Here is a 24248-nt window from a genome sequence, read left to right as displayed (position 1 = left end):
ATCGATGAAGTCCCAATATACCTTAAATCCAAAGCTTAAAATAACAGACTACCCGGTTTGTTTAAGTAAATAGGGCCCAATATAAAATTAAAGCTTTTCGGTATACCGTTCATCGGTTTATAATAATACCTTTGCCCCTTATTTCTCTTTAAGAAGCATGTTTATGGATCCCTATGCTGCCTTACGTTTCAAAGAATTCAATATCTTTTTATTGGTTCGTTTTGCTATGGTATTTGCATGGTCCATGCAGTTCATAGTCATAGAATGGCAAGTATATTCAATGACAAAAGACCCGCTTTCTTTGGGGATAATAGGGCTAATGGAAGTGATACCCGCTGTCTCCATGGCACTATTTGCAGGGCATATTGTAGACCAGAAAGAAAAGCGTAATCTTCTTATAAAATGCATTTTTGGTTTCTCGGTAATCAGCTTTGGATTGTTTGTGCTGAGTTGGCCTTCCATAGAAGAAAAAATAGACTCCAAGACCATATTATACGCCATCTATTTTTTAGTTTTCTTGGGCGGAATTGTACGTTCTTTTCTTGGGCCAACAATCTTTTCTTTAATCGCTTTAATCGTTCCTAAAAAAATATATCCTAATGCAGCTACCTGGAGTAGTACCACTTGGCAATTGGCAGCAGTCCTAGGTCCGGCATTAGCAGGGTTTTCAATAAGTTGGATAGGTGTGCATTGGTCCATGTGCCTTATTTTTGGTTTCTCGGTAATGGCACTGATGGCCCTGTCTCAAATCAAAAGAAAACCGATTCTTAACCCTAAAATTGGGGAACCTGTTTTTGAAAGCCTACGCGAAGGCCTCCGGTTTGTTTTTAACACCAAAGCTGTTTTTGGCGCATTAACGTTGGATATGATCGCCGTACTTTTTGGTGGAGCGGTTGCGCTTTTACCAATCTTTGCACAAGATATTTTACATGTGGGTTCCGAAGGGTTTGGCGTTCTTCGTGCAGCTCCAGCAGTGGGCGCGGCACTGACCATGTTAGGTTCTACGCGTTTTCCGTTACATAAGAATGCTGGAAAGAAATTACTGTTCGCAGTTTTTGGTTTCGGTATTTGTATGATAGTTTTTGGTCTTTCAACCTATTTCTGGCTTTCGGTTATTGCCTTATTCGTGAGCGGTGCCGTAGATGGTGTTTCCATGATTATCCGTCAGACCATTTTACAACTTAAAACTCCTGATAACATGCGTGGGCGAGTAGCATCGGTTAATTCAATGTTTGTGGGCTCATCCAATGAGTTAGGTGCTTTTGAAAGTGGTTTGACGGCAAAACTTATGGGTACGGTTACCGCTGTAGTATTTGGAGGAGCAATGACTTTAATCACAGTAGGCGCCACAGCTATTGTTTCCCCAACGTTCAGAAAACTGGATTTGCAGAAAGATATTGATGAACACGAGGCTAATGATGAGTAGGCTCGTATTTTTCTAAGCTTAACTTCTCCCCATCAAAAACGGCATAGGTGTAATAATGAATCCAATCGCCGAGATTGGTGTATCTTGAATTCTCTCCCACTTCTACCTCCATAGGCAAGTGACGGTGACCGAAAATAAAATGGTCATAATGCTGCGTTTCTAATTTTCGCTTGGCGTATTGAACCAACCACTCTTTGTCTTCGCCCAAGAATTTGGCATCATCATCTCCTGAAATCAACTTGTTCTTAACGGATAAATGCTGTGCCATACGCACTCCAATATCTGGATGCAACCATCTGAAGAGCCATTTGGCCAATGGGTTGGTAAAGACTTTCTTCATTCGCTTATACCCCAAATCATCAGGACCAAGACCATCGCCATGGCCTACAAAAAAAGTAACTCCGCTTATGTTGTACTGCTGGGGTTTATGAAAAACGGGGATATTCAGTTCCTCCTCAAAATAACCGTTCATCCATAAATCGTGGTTTCCCACAAAAAAGTAAATGGGTATTCCTGAGTCGGACATTTCCGCAAGTTTCCCCAAAGTACGGGTAAATCCTTTAGGAACTACCGTTTTGTATTCCATCCAAAAATCAAACAGATCACCCATTAAAAAAATAGCCGCAGCATCTTCTTTTATGGTGTCCAGCCAAGCAACGAATTTCTTTTCACGTGGTCGGCTATCGGCCATAGTAGGCGCGCCAAGGTGATTATCACTGGAGAAATAGACTTTTTTGCCCTGAGGAACGGTAATGGTTTTCATCTGATCGTAAATATAACGAATACCCTTTTTAGAAAGGAGTTACTAATTATCGGATGCATACCACTCCGCAAACGAAGTATCTGTTTCTTGAAGTCTTAATGAATGTAGACTTATATTTTCAGGTAGTCTAGCACGAATCTTTTTTGAAAAATCGATGACCATATTTTCACTGGTCGGCTGATAATCGGCTAAAATAACACTATGCCCTCTATTAATCAGCTCTTGGGCCAATTCTATGTGTGGCGTGTTTTTATTAAAAACAGTAGCATGATCAAACTGATCTACAATTTCTTCTTTCACTATTTTTTTAAGGTCACCAAAATCTATGACCATCCCCCATTTTACATTAGAGGTATCCGTAATGGGAGTACCAATAACCGTTACCGATAATTTATAGCTGTGTCCATGCACATTTCTACACTTTCCATCATAGCCGTAAAGTGCGTGACCGGTCTCAAAATTGAACTGTTTGGTGATTCTAATTTTACTCATGAAATACGATTATTCTGCAAAGGTATTCAATTTGTAAAACCAATCCGTTTTTAGATTACATTTGCCGGCTTTTTTAATTTTTTAAGGTGACAGAATTATATGAACAACTAGACTTTATCGTAAACCCAACTTACGAAAAAGTAATTGAAGACATTTTAGAGAACGGCTATAGTATTGTAGACGATTTACTTTCCGAAAGCACGGTTAATACCCTGCGTACAGACCTTCTGAATAAATACGAAGATGACCTTTTCAAGAAAGCTGCTATTGGAAACCGTACCAATGAGGTTATACAAACGGGAAAACGTGGTGATTTTATTCTGTGGATGGAGGAAACAAATAGTAACGCAATCCAAAAATTATTTTTTGACCGAATCAATGATTTAGCGGCCTATTTGAACCGCACTTGCTTTTTAGGAATACTTAGGAAAGAATTTCATTACGCCGTTTATCCGGAAGGGAAATTCTACGAAAAACATTTGGACACTTTTCAAAATGACGATAGGCGGAAGCTTTCCATAGTTTGTTATTTGAATGCAGACGATTGGCAACCCGAACACGGAGGTGAACTAGTACTTTATCTAAATGGTAAAAATGGCGAAGAGCCAAAAACTATTTATCCATTCCCAGGGAGAGCGGTTATTTTTGAAAGTCGCGATTTAGAGCATGAGGTAAAGCCTGCAAAACGCGAACGGTTGAGCATTACCGGTTGGTTGAAAACCCGTTAATCTATATATATATAAGGAAACTATCTTTTGAACTTCCTTTTAGTGCGAACGCGGTTTACGAAGTAAATAACCACAACAAAAAGGGCTAGAATGGGAAAAACAAGGTCGCCATTCAGGAAATTTAAAATATTCATAATTAAGATTTAAAAAAGTAGAACGTCCTCTACGGGCGGTTATTGTTATTTTTTGAATTTTGAGAGTGCATTTCTGGTAAACTCTGAAAGTACCAACCTACCGGTGATGGCAGCACGCTCAACCAATAGGTCGTTCCAATGGTCCGTTCCTTGCCATAGCACCTGTTTCCATTCTTGAAGCGCTTCAGGGTTATAACCGGCTAGTTTCTGCACATGAAAATCTAGCTCTTTATCCAATTCCTTAATATCGTCAAACACCCTGGAATAAAGCCCTTTTTCTTGCGCCCAGTAGGCATTTTTCCATTCGGTTGGAGACAAAGACATATCAGAAATAGCACTAGTACCAATTTTTCGTTCCACAGCGGGGGCTATAACCAAAGGTGCAATGCCTATAGTAAGTTCGGACAAACGTATGGATGCCGCTTCGGACGCATACGCATAATCACACGCAGCAGCAAGACCGACACCTCCACCTACTGTTTTACCTTGAATACGGCCAACAATTACTTTTTTACATTTGCGCATAGCGTTGATGACATTGGCAAAACCACTAAAAAAAACTTTGCCTTCATCTAGATTAGAAACTGCCATAAGTTCATCAAAAGATGCGCCAGCACAAAAAGCACGATCACCTTCAGACCTAAGGACAATTACAGAAATAGCATCATTTCCAGAAAGCTTATCGAACTCGGCAGTTAAACGATCTAACAGTTCGGCAACAAAAGAATTACTTGCCGGATGGCCAAATTCAATTGTGGCTACTTTATTATCTATTTTAGTATAAAGACTTCCGTTTTCACGAGTGGTTCCCATAAATTCCAGTTTAAAAGTTGAGCAAATGTACTTTTAAAATTAGGGGTTTTTCAAGAGCGGCCGAAACTTTCTTATAAACTTAACGACCAGGGCACCGCCACGAATGGCCATCCAAACGGTGAAAGCTATCCAAATTCCGTAAAGACCCCAATTCATATATTTTCCAAAGAAAAGAACAGGAACAAAACCCAAGAAGGTAGCTGCCAACAGGGTATTTCTTAGGTATTTCATTTCTCCCATCCCCTTAAAAATTCCATCAAAAATAAAAGCAACGGTATTCATGGGCAACCCTAAAATCACAATAAAAAACACGGCATAAAAAGCATGAAGCACCACCGTTTCCTTTGAAAAAATAAGTCCGATCGGTTTATAGAACAGAAATCCTGCGGCAACCAATGCCACACTTACTAGAAGTCCGTACTGCAATATTTTCTTGGCAAGTAACCATAAGCCATCATAATCTTTAGCACCCAGAAGCCTACCGCCCATAATATTTCCCGCAGCGGCATATCCATCAATAAAAAAGGCGGAAAACAACCAGATATTGACCGCTATGGTGTGTGCTCCAATATATTTTGGTCCCAGTTCAGTAGCTTCGCGAACCGCCAAGATCAAAGCAGTATTTAGAGCCAATGCCCGTACAAAAAGATTCAGGCTCATAATGACCAATCTACCCAATTCATTATGAACGGGTAATTGTAAGCGTAGGTTTATATTGGTCTTTGTAATCAACAATACAAAAGCAATAATAGCCATAACACCCTGTGCCAAAAGGCTTGCCCATGCGGCACCTTCTAAATACATAGGTTCAAGAACACCTTCTATTCCGTACACAAAAATAAAGTCCAACACCACATTAAGAACGGCCCCAACAATAGCAATCAACATAGGGTAATACGTATTCTGCAAACCACGAAAAATACCCATTACGGCAAATACAAAAAGGGTTAACGGAAAGCCCCACACACGAATAGAATAATACGAAACACAATACTGGAGAATCTTTCCCGTGGCATTGAGCAATTGAAAAATGTCCTCAACTATAAAAATTGTAGACAGCAGTACTAGAATACTCAGCCCGATATTCAGGAATATAGCTTGTGCTGGCAAGGTTTTCACTTCCTCTATGCGACCTGCACCCAAATATTGTGAGATTATAGCTGATATAGCGCTGCGCGTCTGACCTAATATCCATATCAACATGGATAGAAAAGAACCGACGATTCCCGCTGCAGCCAGAGATTCCAATCCGTCTACGGTAATATTACCCACAATAGCGGTATCCGTAATGGACAATAACGGTTCCGCAATACCCGCAACTGTTGCTGGTATAGCTAACTTATTAATGGACTTAAAATTGATTTCCGCCTTCAAGAGGGCGAAATTACAACACTAATTCATAACAATGAAAGGGATGTTCACTCTGTTTTGGAAAGAAAATATCTCCCAAACGCTGAAAGCCTCTGGCTTCATAAAACCTTTGGTTGCGTTTGTTTTGACTGAAGGTATCCAAACGAATAGACTCAAACCTGTTTTCTCGGGCATAATTCTCTGCAAAAGCCATCATTTTTTGGGCGTAGCCTTTACCTTGATAATCCGGATGAACCGCCACACGATGTATATAAATGTTCTTACCTGTGGGCGTTAACCATTTTATGGGCACATATTCTTCATCCATTAAAGTAGAGAGTACTATACTGCCAATAATTTGATTATCTTCCTGCAAAATGTATAACTCCCCTCGTTCAATATCAGTTTCAAACGCTTGTTTTGACGGGTAATTTTCATTCCATTGGTAAATACCCTGCTGTATCATTGCCGTAGCACAAACCTTGGTAACCGTGAGTATTTGAGGGATATCAGTTAATTTTGCCGGCCTGATCATTTTGATTAGTTTAATTTAATTGTAAATTTAAAAGATAAATTCAAAGATATATGAAACATATATTAGTACCTATTGGGACATCTCCCGATGCACACCAAACTTTACAATATGCGGTAGATTTCGCCTCTCAGTTTTCTTCCAAAATCTATGTTATGGAAGTTTATAATGTTTCCGCAGGAGCAGGAACTACATTAGCCAATGTACCACAAAAGCTTGCCGAGAGTGGTAAAGAGCGCTTAAAGGAAGTCATAGAAAAGATAGATACTAAATCTATTGATATAAAAATAGCCACTTATAATGGTGCCATTGTAGATGGATTGAAAGATATTGATAAGGAGTTGGGTATTGATCTGATTATTATGGCCCCAAGAAGTAACGATGTTACAGAAGAGGTTTATTTGGGTAATACTTCAGGGAAAATTATCAAACAGACTGATATACCCACTTTAGTTGTACCTAAAGGAAGCATATTTGCACCTCCAAAAGTAATTTTGACCGCTTTTAAATCTGGTATCTTAAAAAGAAACCGCATTCTTAATCCGCTGATACAGATTAAAAACAAGTTTCGTTCCACAGTAAATTTACTAATGGTAAAAACACCCGGTTACACTGATGCCGATTTACGCATTAACACAGCACTAATGGACATTAGTTCTCAAGTCATCATGGCTGAAGCCCCAACCACATATTTAGGTGTTTTAGAACGTTTTCAATCTCAACATCCAGACTTACTGTGTGTTTTCAGACATAAAAGAGGTTTTTTTAAGAAGCTTTGGGAAAAGAACACCATATTAAAATCTGAATTTTCGTCACGTATTCCCGTGCTTGTTTTAAGCGTAAAAAAGGATTAAGTAAGCTACCTCATTTACTTGCCTAACTATTTTGTAACTAGGTTAAAATGTATTTTCTTTGCATCTAGCCAAAATGGGGGATTAGCTCAGCTGGCTAGAGCGCTTGCCTGGCAGGCAAGAGGTCACCGGTTCGACTCCGGTATTCTCCACAAACAATAAAAAGCTTTGAAAGTCATACTTTCAAAGCTTTTTTGTTTTTCACGTAAAACAGGTTTTAATAGAAGTTGGCCGAATCTAAAATGCTTTGGCAACTACAATCCTTCCCGTGTTTTTCTTCTCGCAGTAGTATTTTTTGCGCGGTCAATTTAAGCTAGTCCCATGCAGAAAGGCCAATAATTTCCCCGTTGGGTCCTACGAAAAAAGTGTATTTGTCACGAGCGTAATTTTCATTTTCCAATTCGTAACCTTCTTTTTTTAACTTATCTCCAATTGGGACAATATCGTTTACCTTTAGCATAAAGTGGTTATGGTTAGTATTTCCTATAGGACCTATTGTATCTATAAATTCGGGAGCCGTGAGCGATAAACCAATGGTTAAGTCATCGGCTTTTAATTTCATTACCAACATTCCTTCAAGTCCGGGTCCGTGTAGTACTTCGGCATCCGCCATTTTAAAACCCAATATTTCACGATATAATTTTAAGGTTTTCTCAAGCTCCAAAACGTGAACACTAATGTATTTTAAACCCGTAACCCTTGCCTCTTCCGTACTCACTTTGTCAATTTCACTAGGAGATGAATCAGATGTTTGTGCAAAACTATAATTTGTACCTGCTAATATAAAAGCTACAAGGAAGCAGGTTTTCCAAATTAAACTTGGTAAGCTGTGGTTTTTTTTTGTTCTGTGGCTAGTATTAGCCTTCATAATAACTTTCATAATAAATATCGTTTTGTTAAAACTATGATATTATAAGGTAACACTAAGCTTAAAATGACTTAACAAAAACTGAACATTTAGAATATTAAAAATGAAGGGCCACCAACCTTTCATTGGTCTCTTCAATAAAAACTGAACAATTAAGTTTTGGTCATTCAATCACAACTTTTGGTGGATATTTCTTTGTAAAATTACAATGCTCACATGCTTTGAGTAGTCCAAAAAATCCGGTTTTCCAATCGTAATCTGTCTTCTAAATCGATTAGTAATCTGCAGGACTAACAGCTATAACCAACAATACGTAATATGAAACATTGTAAATTTTATGTACCACTTTTCTTTCTTGTAATTTCCTGTTCTCAGGTAAAAAAAGAAGAGCAAAAAAATCTTAAAGAAACCTATGTATGGGAAGAATTAATAGATAAAGATTTAACTCAGTGGGACACTTATTTAAGTTACCAACATCAACCCGGTTACGATGGTTCCGTACCATTAGATGAAAACGGAGAAGAAATTGCGCCCATTGGTTTAAATAATAGTGAGTATACCGTTTTTTCGACGATACAAGATGGTGAAGAAACAATTATTAAGAATACCGGAGAATATTATGGTTGTCTTATAACCAAAAACGATTATAAAAATTACCACTTTCAGTTAAAGTACAAGTGGGGAGACAAAACGTACGCCTACCGAAAAGAATTGCTAAAAGATTCTGGTATACTATACCACTCTGTGGGGCCAATGGCTGTTGAATACTGGCGTTCATGGATGCTTTCTCAAGAATTTCAGATTATGGAAGGGCATACAGGAGATTTTTGGAGCCAGGCCAACTCTGCAATAGATATCAGGGCATATAAACCAGAGTCTGTTTTGGACCCACTTGCCCATGAGTCTCAGGAGTATTTGCCTATTGGCATGGGTAGTCCTTATAACAATTATTGTTTGCGAAGTGGAAATTATGAAAAGCCCCGTGACGAGTGGAATACGCTTGATTTGATTTGCTATGAAGGCAAAAGCTTGCATATAGTGAACGGAGAGGTGGTGATGATTTTAAAGGATTCAAGATATATAGATGAAAACGGTAAGGAAGTGCCACTTATCCAAGGTAAAATTCAATTGCAGAGTGAAGCTGCAGAGGTGTTTTTTAAGGACATCAAAATAAGACAGATTGATTCGCTTACGCAGCAGCAAAAGTCACTTTTTTAATTGAGGTTAAACTATAAAGGTAGTATCATATGAAAATTAACGTATTTCTAATTTTGAGTATTATACATGCATTCGTTGCGTGTTCGTCAAATTCCGATGACGTTTCGGAAATGGACAAAGATTCAGAAAATCCGGTGCAAGTAGACGATAAGGAGGATGACAAGGAAGATGAGATCGAACCTTTTGAACTTTCTGATTTAGACCCTAATCTACCTTCGTTTGTGTCTGTAGTTGATGAAACCCCGGAAGGAATGGAGTGGGTAAAGTTCGAGGCCATGTCTGATGAGTTTGATGAATGGGATGACGAAAAGTGGTTTAATTCTTTTTGGAATTATGGGAACACCCCTGTTTCTATGCGAAGTGAAAATTCTAGCGTTGTAGATGGCAAATTAAACATACAGGCCACATTGGACGAGGACAGCTCCCAATGGTTTCAAACGGCAAGGGTGCATTCCAAAACGCAAATAAGTTACCCCATGTATACAGAGTGCAGTATGAAAACTTCAAGTATTTCTGCGTTCAATACGTTTTGGCTGAACAATGGCGATATTGATGATAGAGACGAGATAGATATTGTTGAAAATAATGCCAATCCAACTCCGGAGTGTAGTGACCAGTCTACCAAACCAAGTAATTTTCCGTGGACCCCATGGGACTTCCCTACTCAGATGAACTCTCAGTATTTTATAGCCGAAGGTGGAGTAACGGAAAGACATGAAGATAATTTTGATACCAGAATGCTATCGGATGCAAATCCTAACAAAGGAAAGGCATGGGATGAAACCTACCATATTGTTGGCGCTTGGTGGAAAGATGCCAGAACGGTTCAATTTTACTTAAATGGTGAACCAGCTGGTACCGTCACAACTAATCAAGATTTTACAAGAGAGTTAGAGTTAATATTTGATTTATGGACGTCCGAAGAGTGTTATTTAGGAGGTTTACCACAAAAGGAGGAACTAACTGATGATACTAAAAATACAATGCGTGTAGATTGGGTACGTACCTGGAAACTAGAAGCAAAATAACAATGCTTAACCTATTATGGTATAAAATTACAGTTTGTTTAATTTGAGTTTTTTTCAGTTTGTTTAGTATGGGTTAGGGGCATGGTTAACACCAATGCCCCTTATTTTTTATTTATTTTTATAAAAGTTCAATTATTACCATATGCTTGAACCGACTGGGCTATATCCCGCCATATCTTATTATCCTTTTTTCAGTGGCACTGGATTAAAGACCGCCTTGAAAGATATTTATATTGGCTATAATAAGAGAGAAGAAATTAAGCCTTTTAGGGCCTTTCTAAACATCGTATATAATTATTGTACATACCTATGCGCACTAATTTATGAGAAATCAATAGAGTTTTAGCAACTGGAAAATAGCCAAATAATTAGTTGCAATCTATTTTGGGTTAATATTCAAACTAGAATCATAATCATACGCGTCATTATTCATATAGTCTTTTACCTTTTGGTATTCTTTGCGCACTTTATTACCTTTTTCTAACGATAAATCGCACTCAAAACGTACAAAATGATATGCGGGGTACAGTTGGTGGCTAATTCCCCATGTTATGCCTTTTCCAGGGCTTACGTCTACATCGGTAAAATTTCCTGTACGGAAGGCACCGCCACCTTTTGGAATGGTCAGTCCTTGGATTACCGGATGAAAATTTACTCCGTCCTCAGAAAATAGAACGCTGTTCCTTTCCGGTCCTTCCGGCAACGTAGCACATACACCGTTACGATACGGCCATACCATGCTGCCGTGTCCACCCATTAAAACGGGATTGTACTTGGATTTTATGTAAGGGCCTCCTGGTTTATTGGCTATTGCAACACCGGTAGCCAAGGGCATATCGGCATGTTCTTTGTTGAATTTTCCTGGAGATATATTGGGTGTCCATGGTAAACGGCCATGGCTTTTGTAGTACAAAAAGTACTGCCCTCCTTTAACAAAAAAGGTGGGCTCGTGTATTACCTCAGCATCCCAACTTTCTTCAGGACCGGGTTGTAAAATTGGTTCGTCCAATGCTTTCCATGGGCCTTCTGGAGTGTCGGCTACGGACATGCCAATAACGTTTGGAGTAAAATCTCCTGAAGTTGGAAATTGTTTTGACCAACGTGCATCCTCTAGACTCTTTGCTGCTTGATAACCCAAATAGTACTTACCGTCCGCAAACAATATATCCGGATTAAAAACACTACGATGGTCATATCGTCCAGCTGTGCCACGGGAAATTGCCCTTCCCTGTTCTTTCCATTTTAAGCCATCAGAAGAGGTAGCATACCAAATATCGCACAAATCCCAGTGAAAAGCTCTTAGGGAATCGTTGGCTTTATTGGGCCCCACTACTTCAGTATTAATTTGAAGCTTAGAGTACCACATGTAATATTCATTATCTACTTTTATTACACTAGATGGGTAATAGCGTTCAGCCCCGTCATCAAACCCTTCTATTTTTTCAAACTTAAATTGAGTATTAAACTCATTGTACTTTTCATAAGAAACATGGTTGTTACGAAAACGTTTGTAGGAAGCACTTTCATAAGTTTTAGGTGCCTTATTCTGGCATGAAGTTGAACTTATTACTACCAATGCTAAAACAACCTTTGTTACTGTAGTAATGATAGCCTTTGTTGTCATAAAAAAGTGGGTTTTGATAATTTTATATTCATTGGTTTTTTTATTGCAATGTTCTATAGTAGAATGTATTTTATTTCAATTGACTGTTAAATTCATATGAAAACTGAAGTTTATAGAATATTCAAATTATTAAAAAGGACAGCATCTACTTGTAGCGTACTGTCCTAGTCTAAACAAACTCAACTCGACTCAAATTTTATTCCCCTTTGGCCCTATGTTGGGTCTTTCTTTCTGAGGTAAAGCTCATAATGCTCTGGTAATCCCAGCTATTGTACATGTGAGATAGTCCCCAGCGTAATATTTCCGTTGGTTCTTTTTCATTGTCTGCACTTCTGTCTAAGCCTATAGCATGTGCGCTTACTCCGGGTATGACTGATTTTATCTCAAAATTAATACCATCAGGAGCCCATTGGATTGTATTTTTTTCAGGCCCGTCAGTAGTAATTAGTGCAGCAACTCCTCCGTTATATGGCCAAACACAAATTTCATGGCCGCTATTGCTAATAGGGTTATATGGTGTTTTTATGTACGGTCCTTCAGGTTTGTCGGCAATTGCAAGTCCGTGACGTATTTGTCTTCCGCCAAAGGTAATTTTCTCTCCCATTTGCTCCCCTTTATAGTACAAATGAAACTTGCCATTAACAGGAATAATACAAGGATCATGTACCTTGTGGCTGTCAAAGTCGCCTTTTCGCTCAACAGCAAATCTATCTTGTTCTTCACCTTTCCATATTCCGTTATCTGCAGGACTTAGTATAGGCTCTTTACTTTTTGTCCAAGGACCATCTGGTGAATTGGACCAAGCTAGGCCAATTTGGTTTTTTACACGCACGGTGTATGGCGATTTTACGGTTTGATAGCTCAAGTAATACTTGTCTTCATGCTTCATGATTTCAACGGTAAAGACAGATCTGTCATCATATGTACCAGCTTTACCTCTAGGCACCGCTAAACCTTCTTCTTTCCAGGTTTCTCCATCTTCTGAAGTTGCATACCAAATGTCGCAACGGTCCCACGGAAAGACCTTGTCGTTTTCTACATCACCTCCAAAACCTTGTGTTGGTCCGGTACTTTTAGAATACCATACGTAGTATTTGCCATTTTCTTTTATTAATGCACTAGGGTCTCTACGTACTACGCCTTCTTCATAGGCTAGATCTCCTTTTAATGGTTGTAAGTTTGAAAACTGAATAAACCATTCATTACCAAGGTCTGTAGGCCATTTTAAAGCTCTCTTAGAGGCGGCGCTTAAGTGATTTATATCCGTAATACCCAAATGGTCTATTTGTTCTTGAGTTATCCCTAATGAGTCTAATTTCTTCTGGTCATACGTCGTATCCTGAGCATAGCTGTAAAATGAAAACATAGCGAAAAAAAGAAATGGATATAAGATTGTTTTGGTTTTAGAAATCATTGTATTTGTTGTTATTTAATTTATATGAATTTTGTAATTACGTGCAAATTAGAGATGTATAATGACCGTATATTTTTCTTTGAAAAGAACTGCTTATTTATTGATAATAGTGGTTCTCTAATTTTTGGCATTGTTTTGTTTTGTAATACTCCTTTTTATCAAATGTTTTGAAATTAGCTTACGCTTTACCAGTTTGTCTATTAACTTTTTTAGCCTTTTTACAGACTTATTTCATCTCCACTCTTAAATTCAAGTGTTTTGGCTCAACTTTTTTTATTTGTGAGATTCGAACAGAAATTGACGTATCAATAATTTTTCATCGATTATTTTGACAAATATTGGTTAATAGCGGATAAAATCTTCTGTTTTCTAATGAATAAAAACTGAACATTCTTAAAAACCGACCCCATTTTCATGAATTACAACTAATCAAATACTATATTGAGTTTGACTAGCACAGAAGGGCACATGTTCAGTCTGGTTTTTCTAAGTGTTTAGTTGATTTTAAATTAAGGAGTAAGAATTATTTGATATGATAAAGCGTCCGAGATTGCTAAAAATGCTTAGTGTGGTTTTTCTTTTTATCTGTTTGTGTGCAAATGCCCAAGAGCCCTATGGTACAAACAAGTATATAGAGAAGGCAAACCAACTTACGGCAAAAAAATTGGATAGTGCTATTTATTACCTGAAGGCGGGTATTGACTATTATTCAAAACAAAAGGATACTATAAATTTAATTAATAACCTGTGCCAATTATCGGGGGTATATGACAATGTGTTGGATTACGGAAAATCTTATGATGGATATTGGGAAGCATTGATTTTAGCAGATCTATCTGATGACGATATTTCCAAATCTCGTATTTACCAAGAATTAGGTTGGCTATATACCGCTTATAGAAGGGAAGAAGAATCATTGCGTTATTTTAATATGTCCCTAAAACTCAAAAAGAAGCTTTTCAAGGAAAAAAAGATAAGTAGGGATTATTTGGTCAGTAACTACTTTGCCATTGTGAACTGTTATAGGGTAAACCACAATTATGTTATGGCAAAGACTTATCTGGATAGTTGTGAACTTTCCTTGAAAAAGATAGACCCCAATAAAAAATCATATTACGTAGAGACCGAGAAAGGCTATTTTGATGCTGTGGCGGGAAATTATGATAACGCATTGAGTACATTGAATGATACTAAGCTCTTTTTTGAACAGAAAAGTCCTTCATATCTTACTGTTGTCCATTTCTTAATGGGAGAGGTACATAAGCTTAAAGGGAATTTGGAAGAAGCTATAATGCATTACAAAGAATCGCTTAGATTTTCGGAAATGTACAATAAGCATTTAGGCTACAAGCTGTTCAACTATGAGGTTTTGTCTCAGATATATTATAATCAGAACAACTACAAAGAAGCATTTTTTTACAAGAATAAAGCGCAAGAACTAAACGAAAGCATCTTTGGAAGAAAAAGTAAAAATCACAAACATTTATTTGAAATAAAGGATAGATATAGACTTCAAAAAGAAAAAGAAAAAGCTCTGCTTAAAGAGGTCCGCATAGAGAAGCTGGAAGACCAAAAGAGGATAGGTTTTTTACAAAACATCTTAATGGGCGTAGTAGTAGTTTTTATGTTTTTGTACGGTTTTCTATTATTTAGAAACCTCAGAAGAAAACACAAACTGGAAAAACAAAAGACCAATGAGGTTATGATGTTAAAAAATCGGGAACTAACGGCCTCTGCCCTTCAACTCATCGAAAAAGAGGAATTTATTGCCAAATTAAAGCAGAACATCTCTAAAAGTGATGCCATAGATGCAAAAGCAATTCATAATATGCTGAAAGGTTTTCAGAATTCCCCCGGTGGCAATTGGAAAGAATTTGAAGCTAGGTTTACTTCTATAAACCAAAGTTTCTATGAAAAAATAAGATCAAAATATCCAGATTTAGGACAAACGGATTTAAAGCTTTGCGCCCTGGTTAAACTAGGATTTTCCAGTAAGGAAATGTCTTCTTTATTGGGTATTACAATTGAAAGTGTACATACCTCAAGATATAGGTTGCGAAAGAAATTGAAATTGGAAAAAGGAGAAAACCTTATAGATTTTATGTCTACCATTTAAACTCTTCTTGTCTGATCAGTGCAATAAAACCGCCCAAAAAAGAATCACTATAATTTGCAATGAAAAAGGGGCAGCCTTTAAATAGGCTGCCCCTTGTTATATAAAAAATGACGGTTAAGACTTAGGGGTAGTAAATTTATGGTCTAACAGGTACCTCTGCTAAATACATATCATCTATATAAAATTTAATGTCTTGTGGGTGAAATTCATTATACCCTCTAATGAACCAACTTATTTCACCTGTAAAACCTGCATCAAATTCTTGCTTTTGATATACCCATTCTCCAGTAGGCAAATCAGGAGTAAATACGGTAGGTATCAGTTCAAAAGCCCAGTTTGAAGGGTATACCCTAATATCCGAGGATTCAGTTCCTGAAGGAACTCCTGATAGATTACTTTCTACATAGATCCAATAACCAAACTCATATCTTTTACCTTCTTCAAGAGTTATTACAACTGGATTTCCGCCGGTATCCCTATGTTCAACGATCATTCCGCCATTAGGCCTAAAATTAATATCAAGACTTTTTGTTCCTGTACGTGTGTTGGCCACACCAATACTCAAATCATATTCGCCCCAATGTGCTCCCCAACCCAGGTATGCCCAATTTTCTGGTGTTGATGTTTCAAAACCGTAATCATATGCTGTAGATGGATAAAGGTTTTCTAGAGGGTCAAAATCTGTTAACGGAGCATCCATAAAAGCTTCTGATTCAACCTCATCAACAGTTCTTAAGTTTCCAGGAGTATAACTTACAAAAACTTGGTCATCATTATATAGCTGTTCGCCGTCCAATTCAAGAATAACAATAGTTGCTTCATTATTATCTACAGTGGCCGATGTTACAGTAGGGCTAAGTTCAATAGGGTTCATTTCATCTCTATTGTTTTCTATTCTAACGGAAAAATCTGCGGCATTAACCGTAGTGCCATCCATCTCCCTACTAAACTCTAAGGCAATTTTATCATTTCTTTCTGCCACCCGGTCTAAAGTAACTGGAGCGGTAGAAGGAATAACTTTTATTACTTTTTCAAAAGAAAGGGTATCTGCATCCGTTGGCCTAAATCTAGAGGCAATGTATTCAATATCCCAAGACCCTAACCTATTAAACCTCATATCCACTTCAGAATCATCGCTAATATTAATAGCGTTTGGTTTACCTCCCTCAGATTTCCATGATACCCCTTGAGGCTCACCTATTGCGGTGTAAGATAACCGAATGGCGTTACTGGCTTCAAGTTCATTTTCAGCACCGTCTGCTAGGTCAATTTCAGGTCCGGTAGAACCGTCCGGGTTTATTCTAAATGCCTTTAATACAGACTTTATAGAGTCTATAACTGTTACAACAATAGTTGTATCTAGCTCTCTACCATTAATGGGTTCTGTACTGTCATCATTAGGAAAAACGTTACCCTTAAATTTTTGACTCAATACAACATCATAAACACCTGCTTTATTAAAAATACCTTTGATAATGTCCTTAGATGATGTATTGCCCGGTTCTCCAACAACACGCGCATTGTCCGGCAAAGTCCATGTTCTTGACTCCACCCCTCTGGAAATATCACCAAAATCTATATGGCCACCTACAATGACTTTGTTTTCAAAATCTTGTTCGGAGGTTACCACAATACGGTGGTTGACATCATTTATATTTAGTTCTTCTTCCTTTTCGCAGCTTACAACAAGTAAGGCAAAAACCGATAGTATGGTTAAAAATTTATATGGTTTCATATCTAGCAATTTTAGTTATTTATATTAGGGTTGTTTAGCACTTCCCCAGTAGGAATTGGAAAATAATCATGCTGATCTGACTTATAATTTTGAGATGATAATACAAAGTCGGGCCTTACTCTTCCCGATATAAAAAGAGGAGCCTCACCTTGACCGGTAACATCTAAATTATCTTCACGCCAAATTTCATCGGCACGTAACTCATCAAAAACTTCTTTAACAATACCCCAACGCACTAAATCTTTATAACGGTGCCCTTCAAAACATAATTCAATGGTTCTTTCCACACGCTGAATATGGGTCAGTACGGTTTGTACACTTGGAGCAACTAAAGGTTGATCCCCATGCACTTGTTTACTTACGTGTAATTGAGGAAACATGCCGCCATTCATATCCATATACTGTTGTAAGGTGTAAACTCCTGCTCGGCTTCTTACCATGTCTACATATTGCATTGCAGTCATAAAATCTCCAGAATCATTTAGAACTGCTTCGGCATACATAAGTAAAACATCGGCATAGCGTATGTGTCTAAAGTTAATACCGCTTCTACCGCGAGGAGGCTCCTGGTCAAGATGGTACCAGTTTGAGTGTTTTTTTACATAGGCACTTTGCCCACCGCCCCAATTGGCTTTGGCTTCTGCAAAAGGTTCAAGGTACCAGTCTCCTTCACCGTTTCTTGGAGCAATAGTATAGTTCATTCTGCGAGACTCTAGGTTGCCGTCATTAATTGAGTTATCAGGGTCAACCTCATCATTCACTAACATTTCATGAAGATTATAAGAAGCTATTACCGTATTAAAAGCTCCATATTGTAAATGACCTACTTCTGTACTAAGTGTAGTAGATTCTGCTCCTGCTCCACCATTAGTGGTATCATCTTCGGCAAAACCACTATTACCAGGCTTAATGTCAAACGAGTAGTTTACTTCAAAAATAGACTCTTCGTTAAACTCGTTTTCATGTGTGAAATTATCTTCAATATTACGGGTTAATCTATATACACCAGAATCTATTACTTCTTTAAATAATTGAGCTGCTTGGCCCCATTGTTCATCGTATAGATATACTTTACCCAGTAGAGAAGTAGCAGCTCCCCAGGTAGCTTTACCTACTTCAGCACCATCCCAAGTTTCCGGTAAATTGTTCATGGCAAATTCCAAATCCGGAATAATGATGTGATTGTTTATCTCCTCAATACTGGATAAGGGCTTGCTTAATTCATCTATAGATTGCGCTGCCCCATCATGTATCATGCCTCCACCATACGTATGGGCAATTTGAAAATAAAAGAATGCTCTTAAAAATCGTGCCTGACCTTCTATTTGTGCCTTAACTTCATCATCCAGAATATCTTCCTCTACTATTTCTAGTTGTGAAATTATAGAGTTGGCCCTAAAAATACCCACATACAACTCTTCCCATTTGTTTGTTAAATGAACCTGCCCATTACTATAGGTCAAATTCCTAAACGGATAAGGTCTATACCAAGACTCGGTTCCGCCAATATCCCCTAAAACGAATTCTTGTACCAACTCTGCCCCACTTACCGATCGGTATTGAAGCGCTCCATAGGTTGAGGCCAGTGCAGAATTAAAATGTCCCTCGTTCTTCCAAAACTTTTCTTCGGTAAGAGCGTTTGGATTTGATTCGTCCAAAAATGTACTTTCATTGCAACCAGTAACAACCAGTGCTAGAATTGCAATGCTCTTTATAAATATTTTATGTATTGATCTCATAGCTTTTTTTTTAGAAACTTAATTGAACTCCCATCATAAATTGGCGTGCAATAGGATAGTTGCCATTATCTACTCCTCTATTAAACAAGCTGTCACCACCTACTTCTGGGTCATATCCTGTATAATTGGTAAAGGTTAAAGGGTTAACAGAATTTAAGTATAACCTTACTCTGTCTATTCCGTAATCTTTTGTGTTGGGTATAGTATATCCTATAGATATATTTCGTATTCGCAGGTAGGTACCGTCTTCTAAGAACCAATCTGAAAATCCTCTAACATTGGAATGTCCTTCATTTTGTCTAAAAGTTGGAATATCCGATGTGGGATTTTGAGGCGTCCATTGGAAAACTTGATCCTGGTGGCGTCCTCCTACATAGGCCAAGTTTTTATTACCGTTATATACTTCGGCTCCATAAGCAAAGTAACTTTGTATTGAAAGATCCCAGTTGTTATAATCCAAATTAAGATTTAATCCTGCTTCCCACTGCGGAATACCAGAGCCGGAGAATACACGGTCAGAATCATTAATGGCGCCATCCCCGTTAGCATCTTTAAAACGTAAATCTCCTAGTTGGGGCGAGCTAATAGCACTTAAATCTAATTGTTGGTATTCTGTTAATTGTTCTTCCGTTTTAATTACACCTTCGTTTTGCAATAAATAAAAAGAACCAGCAGGATCATTTAAAGCTAAGAACGTTGTATTATCACGATTAATAGTTCCTCCGGACTGCCCTAATCTCTTACCATTTAAATTGGTGATTTTATTATCATTTAGGGTCCATGTTCCAGAAACACCAAAGTTTAATTTTTCACCTATTTTCCCTTTGTAATTTGCGGCAAGTTCTACCCCTTTGTTCACCATGTTACCAGCATTAAGCGCTACGCTACCGTAGGTGCTTTGAGCACGTGGTTGCCACAAACCTGCTGATGGTGAGGTCTGTTCGTTAATTAACATGTCTTGTTTATCGTTCTGGTACACATCGGCAGTTATATTTAACTTGTTGTTAAAAAGACCCATCTCAAAACCAATATTTCTAGAAATGGTAGTTTCCCATGCCACATTAGGGTTGGCATACCTTCGTTGTACTTGGCCATTAACCAAATTTTCTTCTACTCCAAAAGGGTAATTGACCCCTGCTTCAATTACAGGAGTAAAGGCATAATCTGGTATGCCGTTAAAGCCTGTTTGAGCCCAGCTACCTCTTATTTTTAAGTTGTTAATAGCATCAACGTTAAACCATTTTTCATCGGTTACGTTCCACCCTGCAGAAAAACCGTAAAAATTACCATATCTCCTCTCCTCAGAAAACTTAGAAGAGCCGTCATTTCTAAAACTAGCTGTAATTAAATACTTGCCATCATAATTATATTGTAATCTCCCTAATTTACCAGCAAGGGTATAGCCTTCTTTAAATTCATTTGGCGATTTAGGATCTGCGCCTGCATTTAATACTTGTACATCATTTGATGCATCTTCGGCAAATACCGTTCCTACGTTTAGAGTTCTTTTTCGGTATTTTTCATAGGAAGCAACAGCTGTAAGATCTATATTATGTTTCCCAAATGATGTGTTATAATTTAAAATATGCTCAATGGTTTCTCTTATAGTAAACCAGTAGTTATAATCTAATTCTGCGTTCAGCCTAGAGGCAGCAGGGCTTAAATTTCCATTTCTATCCAATGCAATATATTGCGGTTGAAAAAACTTTCTAAAATACCGGCCTTCACTACGACCCATGTTTAACTTATAGGTCAGACCATTCAAGATTTCATATTCCAAATTAAGAGCTATACTATTACTCTTGTTTTCTCTTTCATCAATATTATCCAATTGACGAGAAAGAAAACCATAGAAAATTTCATTTGCAGCAGATATTAAAACTTCGTCATCATCATTTCTATTGATTTGGTCAAATGGTGCACTATGTGGCACATTTTGTATGGCATACCCAAATAAATTCCATGGTTCTTGTTTGCGATTTTCTGTTGTAAAACTAGCAGAAGCAAAAGCTTTGAATTTACCTTTATTAAATTGCCCTGTAATTCTATTTGTTAACCTATCAAAATCAGAACTTATAAGTACCCCTTCTTGTTTGTAGTAGGTAGTATTGAAATTGTAAGTTAAATTTTCTGATCCACCGGATAAGTTAAAAGAAACATTCTGAACTATGGCGTTATCGTTTTGAACTTCATCAACAAAATTCGTATCCCAATCCAGTGCGTTTGGATCTATTAAAAATGTCTGTGGTTCATCTCCTCCAACCTCGGCCGTTGTTTCTCTATTGTATAGAAAATCTGCAGTATTTGACAAAGGGGTTCCAGAAGTAATATTCTGGATACCGGTAAAGGTATTCAGGTCTATTTTCATTTTTCCTTTTTTACCTCTTTTGGTAGTAATTAAAATTACACCACCTGCAGCACGAACACCATATATTGAAGCCGAAGCTCCATCTTTTAAAATGTCAATAGATTCAATTTGTTCTGGTGCTATATTTGGGTTTTCTTCTTGAGGAATATTATCTACCACATAGAGTGGTTCACCCCCGTTTAATGATACCAAACCACGTATTTGTACATTGGCGGCCTCTCCTGGTCGCCCACTAACGGCTTGAATATTTACCCCAGATACCTTTCCTTGAATGGCCGCCCCTATATCCGATACAGGAACTTTTACTAATTCTTCAGATGCCACATTGGCAACTGCCCCTGTAACTTCTTTTTTCTTTTGTGTTCCATACCCCACAACAACAACCTCCTCTAGAAGTTGAGAATCTTCTTCCATAGATAGGCTTATAGTTTTGTTGTTGGCGGAAACCGAACGTTTCTCACTTTTAAAACCTAGGTAGGAGAATACTAATGTTTCACCGGTTTTGGCTGTAATTGAGTATTTACCATCAAAATCGGTTACTGCACCCTTGCTGGTGCCTTCTACAACAATGGAGACTCCTGGCAATGGTGTCTTTTCTTGGTCTGTTACCACACCTGAAATGGTTTCTTGTGCGTACGCCCATCCTATTCCTAACACGAGGTAGAGCAGGAAGGCGCTCATTTTCATAAATCTTGGTTTGTGTCCTTTCATAATAATGAATTAGGTAGTTGGCATTTTAATGACAGTAGTAATATGTCACTGAAATGGATTAAGTATTTAATTATTGAAAAAAATTCAAGGGTAAATTTATCAGATTATGAATTTGGGCGATAAAAAACAGGCTCAATAAAAACTGGACATAAGTCTTCCTTTTTTATGTCTGGATTGTTTTAAACTGAAGTAAGAGCTTGTTAAATGGGTTCTCGAAAGTATTTTGTTGAGGTAAGTAGTTTTATAGATTGATTTGAATTTCAATACTGGAAAAAAAATTCGCCTATAGGGTTTTCCCCTTTAAATAATAGGGATTCAAGGAAGGTGGTGGGTTTTGACCATAAGTTTGATCATATATTGGATTAGGCCATTTGTTCAGGTTTTGTTCAGCTGATTAATTTTTATGTACAGCCCACTTTTTACCCAGTTTATACTTTTCTGACACGTTGGTGTATGTTCAACTTTTATACAAGAAATGATGTTCTAGAATTTAAATTGAGGATATCTGTACTGGCAATTGAGGATAAGTTGAGCTGAAATTCACGGAATTTCTATGCTAAAAAGTCCGGCTCATCATGAAAAGACAGACAGAGATCTGTAATTTGAACTTACAAATAGATTGGTTAAAAACCTTTGTTGTATCGTTTTTGGGCACATGGGATATCGTAATACCGAAGTGTATTGAAAACGAACTTATTATTGCTTTAATACAAGCATATACCTTTCCTTTTAGTATTGTAACTTTCTTGCCCAACAGGCAATAGGTCGCCGGTTGAACTTTGGTATTCTTTACAAGAAAAAAGTTTTGAAAGTGTTACCTCCAAAGCTTTTCTGTTTTCTAGGACTATTTACTTGGCCAACGTAAATTTAAAATGCGTTCCGGAACAATGATCTGGTCTATTTTTTAATTCTATTGTTCCTCCAAGTTTTTCTATAATAGCTTTTATAGTGGCAAGACCTATTCCGGTATCTGTAGGGTTTAGCTTGCGCAAAGTTTCGAACATTATAAATACCTTTTCCCAGAACTGCTCAAGAATTCCCGGACCATTATCTTGGTACTCAAATGAATAAAAACCGTCTGTTTCGGAGAATGAAACATCAATAGAAGTAATTGGTTGTCTTGAAAATTTTATTGAATTGGTAATCAACTCAGAAATTATTTGATCAAAGCTTTTTACGGAATGGTTTACTACGTTATCGCAATTGGTTAGTTTCAATTCTATAACAGATGAAACATTTAACTTTTTCACAATATTATGGATTTCCCCTTCAATATTAAACTCAGAGAATTCAACCTCACTGTTCATTATATTGGTATAGTTAGTAATACCATTAATTAACGCTTCCATATAGCTAACCCTATCTTCAATGGTATCTAACCATTCCGGAACTTCAGTCTCCTTTAACAGATGCAGATAATCCATCTTAATAAAACTCACCAAAGAGCTAATACCTTGTAACGGGGTTTTCATATCATGCGCCAAGCGATACGTAAAATGCTTGAGTTGATTATTTTTTACGTTGAGTTCGTTGTTTATAATTTGCTGTAGATTATTCTGACGCCTAAGCTCTAACTGAGTCATAACCTGATTGGCCAATGACCTTAAACAAGCCTGCTGTTTAGTGGTAAAGTTGGTTCGTGGCAAAGTGTCTATAACACATAAAGTACCTATGGAAAACCCGTCTTTTGTGTTCAACGGTGCACCTGCATAAAATTGCACCTGTGGTCCTCCTGTAACCAATGGATTATCTGCAAAACGCTCATCCTTACTGGAGTCCTCAACAATAAATAATTCTTCTGGAGTATTTATAGCATGAGCACAAAATGCCAAATCGCGAGGAGTCTCGGTAGCATCAATACCATAATGTGATTTAAACCATTGTCTATCCGCATCTACTAGAGATACAAGTGCCATTGGCGTATTACATATGTCTGCGGCAATACGGGTAATGGCATCATACTCTTCTTCTTCCAAAGTATTTAGGATTTCAAAGCTTTCAAGTGCTTTAAGCCTATCGGATTCGTTTAATGGTATTTCAGGTTTTAACATAAGATCCTACGTATTGAGTATTACAAATTAAATGTAGGGGGATACTTTCATTATAAATAAAATTAAACTTACTTATAATAATTTAAAACGCATTTGTAGACTATGTTATTGCTTGACCCATTCACAATTATAATTCAATTGAAATCAACTAGCAAGTCGTAATAAAAATTACCAACTATTCACTTTAAAATGCAAGGAAAAGCTTAGATGAACTCATATATAAATAAAACCTCGGCAATCTATACATACGATCACCGAGGTTTTTTATAAAAACATGTTGATAAATT

General features: G+C 37.4%; 19 protein-coding genes and 1 tRNA gene. 8 read left to right on the top strand and 12 right to left on the bottom strand.

All coding sequences use genetic code 11. The annotated features are described in order from the left end of the window. The first annotated feature begins 163 nt into the window (after window positions 1-163). Entirely contained in the window at window positions 164-1426 is a 1263-nt protein-coding gene (locus IWC72_RS07100; RefSeq protein ID WP_194529307.1) for an MFS transporter, read from the top strand. On the opposite strand, the gene IWC72_RS07095 is transcribed toward IWC72_RS07100, so the two are convergent. Continuing rightward, window positions 1413-2189: a UDP-2,3-diacylglucosamine diphosphatase gene (locus tag IWC72_RS07095; RefSeq protein ID WP_194529306.1), complete on the bottom strand. Its 777-nt coding sequence runs from the start codon at window positions 2187-2189 to the stop codon at window positions 1413-1415. The genes IWC72_RS07100 and IWC72_RS07095 overlap by 14 nt on opposite strands. A gap of 42 nt (window positions 2190-2231) precedes the next feature. Next, window positions 2232-2681, bottom strand: a complete 450-nt coding sequence (locus IWC72_RS07090) for a 6-pyruvoyl trahydropterin synthase family protein (protein ID WP_194525473.1) — start codon at window positions 2679-2681, stop codon at window positions 2232-2234. Between the two features lie 86 nt (window positions 2682-2767). Between IWC72_RS07090 and IWC72_RS07085 the strand changes: the two genes are divergently transcribed. Further along, window positions 2768-3409, top strand: coding sequence for a 2OG-Fe(II) oxygenase (locus tag IWC72_RS07085; protein ID WP_194529305.1), 642 nt, complete (start codon window positions 2768-2770; stop codon window positions 3407-3409). 179 nt (window positions 3410-3588) lie between these two features. Here IWC72_RS07085 and IWC72_RS07080 read toward each other — a convergent pair whose 3' ends face one another. From IWC72_RS07080 to IWC72_RS07070, 3 genes are read right to left on the bottom strand one after another with little or no spacing between them, the layout of a single operon-like run. Then, window positions 3589-4356, bottom strand: coding sequence for an enoyl-CoA hydratase/isomerase family protein (locus IWC72_RS07080; RefSeq protein ID WP_194529304.1), 768 nt, complete (start codon window positions 4354-4356; stop codon window positions 3589-3591). A 39-nt stretch (window positions 4357-4395) separates the two neighbouring features. Continuing rightward, the gene (locus IWC72_RS07075; protein WP_194529303.1) at window positions 4396-5730 is read right to left on the bottom strand and encodes an MATE family efflux transporter; all 1335 of its coding nucleotides are present in this window, start codon (window positions 5728-5730) and stop codon (window positions 4396-4398) included. A gap of 10 nt (window positions 5731-5740) precedes the next feature. Further along, window positions 5741-6241, bottom strand: coding sequence for a GNAT family N-acetyltransferase (locus tag IWC72_RS07070; RefSeq protein ID WP_194529302.1), 501 nt, complete (start codon window positions 6239-6241; stop codon window positions 5741-5743). A 50-nt stretch (window positions 6242-6291) separates the two neighbouring features. Here IWC72_RS07070 and IWC72_RS07065 point away from each other — a divergent pair, with 50 nt between their 5' ends. Then, window positions 6292-7092 carry a universal stress protein gene (locus IWC72_RS07065; protein ID WP_194529301.1) on the top strand — a complete coding sequence of 267 codons (801 nt, stop codon included), beginning with the start codon at window positions 6292-6294 and terminating at the stop codon, window positions 7090-7092. Window positions 7093-7167: 75 nt separating this feature from the next. Next, window positions 7168-7241: transfer RNA gene (locus IWC72_RS07060), tRNA-Ala, on the top strand. Between the two features lie 161 nt (window positions 7242-7402). Here IWC72_RS07060 and IWC72_RS07055 read toward each other — a convergent pair. After that, window positions 7403-7969, bottom strand: a complete 567-nt coding sequence (locus IWC72_RS07055) for a VOC family protein (RefSeq protein ID WP_226979514.1) — start codon at window positions 7967-7969, stop codon at window positions 7403-7405. Between the two features lie 306 nt (window positions 7970-8275). Between IWC72_RS07055 and IWC72_RS07050 the strand changes: the two genes are divergently transcribed. Next, window positions 8276-9175 carry a 3-keto-disaccharide hydrolase gene (locus tag IWC72_RS07050; protein ID WP_194529300.1) on the top strand — a complete coding sequence of 300 codons (900 nt, stop codon included), beginning with the start codon at window positions 8276-8278 and terminating at the stop codon, window positions 9173-9175. 29 nt (window positions 9176-9204) lie between these two features. Beyond that, entirely contained in the window at window positions 9205-10203 is a 999-nt protein-coding gene (locus tag IWC72_RS07045) for a LamG domain-containing protein (RefSeq protein ID WP_194529299.1), read from the top strand. Window positions 10204-10582: 379 nt separating this feature from the next. Here IWC72_RS07045 and IWC72_RS07040 read toward each other — a convergent pair whose 3' ends face one another. Both IWC72_RS07040 and IWC72_RS07035 read right to left on the bottom strand, forming a co-directional pair. Continuing rightward, window positions 10583-11827 carry a glycoside hydrolase family 117 protein gene (locus tag IWC72_RS07040; protein WP_194529298.1) on the bottom strand — a complete coding sequence of 415 codons (1245 nt, stop codon included), beginning with the start codon at window positions 11825-11827 and terminating at the stop codon, window positions 10583-10585. A 196-nt stretch (window positions 11828-12023) separates the two neighbouring features. Beyond that, window positions 12024-13241, bottom strand: coding sequence for a glycoside hydrolase family 117 protein (locus tag IWC72_RS07035; protein ID WP_194529297.1), 1218 nt, complete (start codon window positions 13239-13241; stop codon window positions 12024-12026). Window positions 13242-13773: 532 nt separating this feature from the next. Here IWC72_RS07035 and IWC72_RS07030 point away from each other — a divergent pair. Beyond that, window positions 13774-15357, top strand: a complete 1584-nt coding sequence (locus IWC72_RS07030) for a tetratricopeptide repeat protein (RefSeq protein WP_194529296.1) — start codon at window positions 13774-13776, stop codon at window positions 15355-15357. Between the two features lie 136 nt (window positions 15358-15493). On the opposite strand, the gene IWC72_RS07025 is transcribed toward IWC72_RS07030, so the two are convergent. Genes IWC72_RS07025 through IWC72_RS07015 form a run of 3 tightly spaced genes read right to left on the bottom strand, consistent with a single transcriptional unit; the run spans window position 15494 to window position 21910 of the window. Beyond that, window positions 15494-17092, bottom strand: a complete 1599-nt coding sequence (locus tag IWC72_RS07025; protein ID WP_194529295.1) for a hypothetical protein — start codon at window positions 17090-17092, stop codon at window positions 15494-15496. Between the two features lie 11 nt (window positions 17093-17103). Next, the gene (locus IWC72_RS07020) at window positions 17104-18831 is read right to left on the bottom strand and encodes a RagB/SusD family nutrient uptake outer membrane protein (protein WP_194529294.1); all 1728 of its coding nucleotides are present in this window, start codon (window positions 18829-18831) and stop codon (window positions 17104-17106) included. Between the two features lie 10 nt (window positions 18832-18841). Then, a complete protein-coding gene (locus IWC72_RS07015; protein WP_194529293.1) occupies window positions 18842-21910 on the bottom strand; it encodes a SusC/RagA family TonB-linked outer membrane protein in 3069 nt (1022 codons plus the stop codon). A gap of 575 nt (window positions 21911-22485) precedes the next feature. On the opposite strand from IWC72_RS07015, the gene IWC72_RS07010 reads away from it, so the two are divergent. Next, entirely contained in the window at window positions 22486-22674 is a 189-nt protein-coding gene (locus IWC72_RS07010) for a hypothetical protein (RefSeq protein WP_194529292.1), read from the top strand. Window positions 22675-22758: 84 nt separating this feature from the next. On the opposite strand, the gene IWC72_RS07005 is transcribed toward IWC72_RS07010, so the two are convergent. After that, window positions 22759-23961 (bottom strand): sensor histidine kinase, encoded by a 1203-nt coding sequence (locus IWC72_RS07005; RefSeq protein WP_194529291.1) that lies wholly within the window; start codon window positions 23959-23961, stop codon window positions 22759-22761. Window positions 23962-24248 lie beyond the last annotated feature (287 nt).

Origin of the sequence: Zobellia roscoffensis, from assembly GCF_015330165.1 — a bacterium.
Taxonomy (GTDB): domain Bacteria; phylum Bacteroidota; class Bacteroidia; order Flavobacteriales; family Flavobacteriaceae; genus Zobellia; species Zobellia roscoffensis.
Note: the sequence above shows the minus strand (reverse complement) of the source record. Positions and strands in the feature narration are given on the sequence as shown.

Excerpts from the sequence above, each read along its gene's own strand:
- IWC72_RS07100 (WP_194529307.1), top strand. The coding sequence starts at position 164 with ATGGATCCCTATGCTGCCTTACGTTTCAAAGAATTCAATATCTTTTTA.
- IWC72_RS07095 (WP_194529306.1), bottom strand. The coding sequence starts at position 2,189 with ATGAAAACCATTACCGTTCCTCAGGGCAAAAAAGTCTATTTCTCCAGT.
- IWC72_RS07090 (WP_194525473.1), bottom strand. The coding sequence starts at position 2,681 with ATGAGTAAAATTAGAATCACCAAACAGTTCAATTTTGAGACCGGTCAC.
- IWC72_RS07080 (WP_194529304.1), bottom strand. The coding sequence starts at position 4,356 with ATGGGAACCACTCGTGAAAACGGAAGTCTTTATACTAAAATAGATAAT.
- IWC72_RS07070 (WP_194529302.1), bottom strand. The coding sequence starts at position 6,241 with ATGATCAGGCCGGCAAAATTAACTGATATCCCTCAAATACTCACGGTT.
- IWC72_RS07065 (WP_194529301.1), top strand. The coding sequence starts at position 6,292 with ATGAAACATATATTAGTACCTATTGGGACATCTCCCGATGCACACCAA.
- IWC72_RS07055 (WP_226979514.1), bottom strand. The coding sequence starts at position 7,969 with ATGAAAGTTATTATGAAGGCTAATACTAGCCACAGAACAAAAAAAAAC.
- IWC72_RS07050 (WP_194529300.1), top strand. The coding sequence starts at position 8,276 with ATGAAACATTGTAAATTTTATGTACCACTTTTCTTTCTTGTAATTTCC.
- IWC72_RS07045 (WP_194529299.1), top strand. The coding sequence starts at position 9,205 with ATGAAAATTAACGTATTTCTAATTTTGAGTATTATACATGCATTCGTT.
- IWC72_RS07040 (WP_194529298.1), bottom strand. The coding sequence starts at position 11,827 with ATGACAACAAAGGCTATCATTACTACAGTAACAAAGGTTGTTTTAGCA.
- IWC72_RS07035 (WP_194529297.1), bottom strand. The coding sequence starts at position 13,241 with ATGATTTCTAAAACCAAAACAATCTTATATCCATTTCTTTTTTTCGCT.
- IWC72_RS07030 (WP_194529296.1), top strand. The coding sequence starts at position 13,774 with ATGATAAAGCGTCCGAGATTGCTAAAAATGCTTAGTGTGGTTTTTCTT.
- IWC72_RS07025 (WP_194529295.1), bottom strand. The coding sequence starts at position 17,092 with ATGAAACCATATAAATTTTTAACCATACTATCGGTTTTTGCCTTACTT.
- IWC72_RS07020 (WP_194529294.1), bottom strand. The coding sequence starts at position 18,831 with ATGAGATCAATACATAAAATATTTATAAAGAGCATTGCAATTCTAGCA.
- IWC72_RS07015 (WP_194529293.1), bottom strand. The coding sequence starts at position 21,910 with ATGAAAGGACACAAACCAAGATTTATGAAAATGAGCGCCTTCCTGCTC.
- IWC72_RS07010 (WP_194529292.1), top strand. The coding sequence starts at position 22,486 with ATGAAAAGACAGACAGAGATCTGTAATTTGAACTTACAAATAGATTGG.
- IWC72_RS07005 (WP_194529291.1), bottom strand. The coding sequence starts at position 23,961 with ATGTTAAAACCTGAAATACCATTAAACGAATCCGATAGGCTTAAAGCA.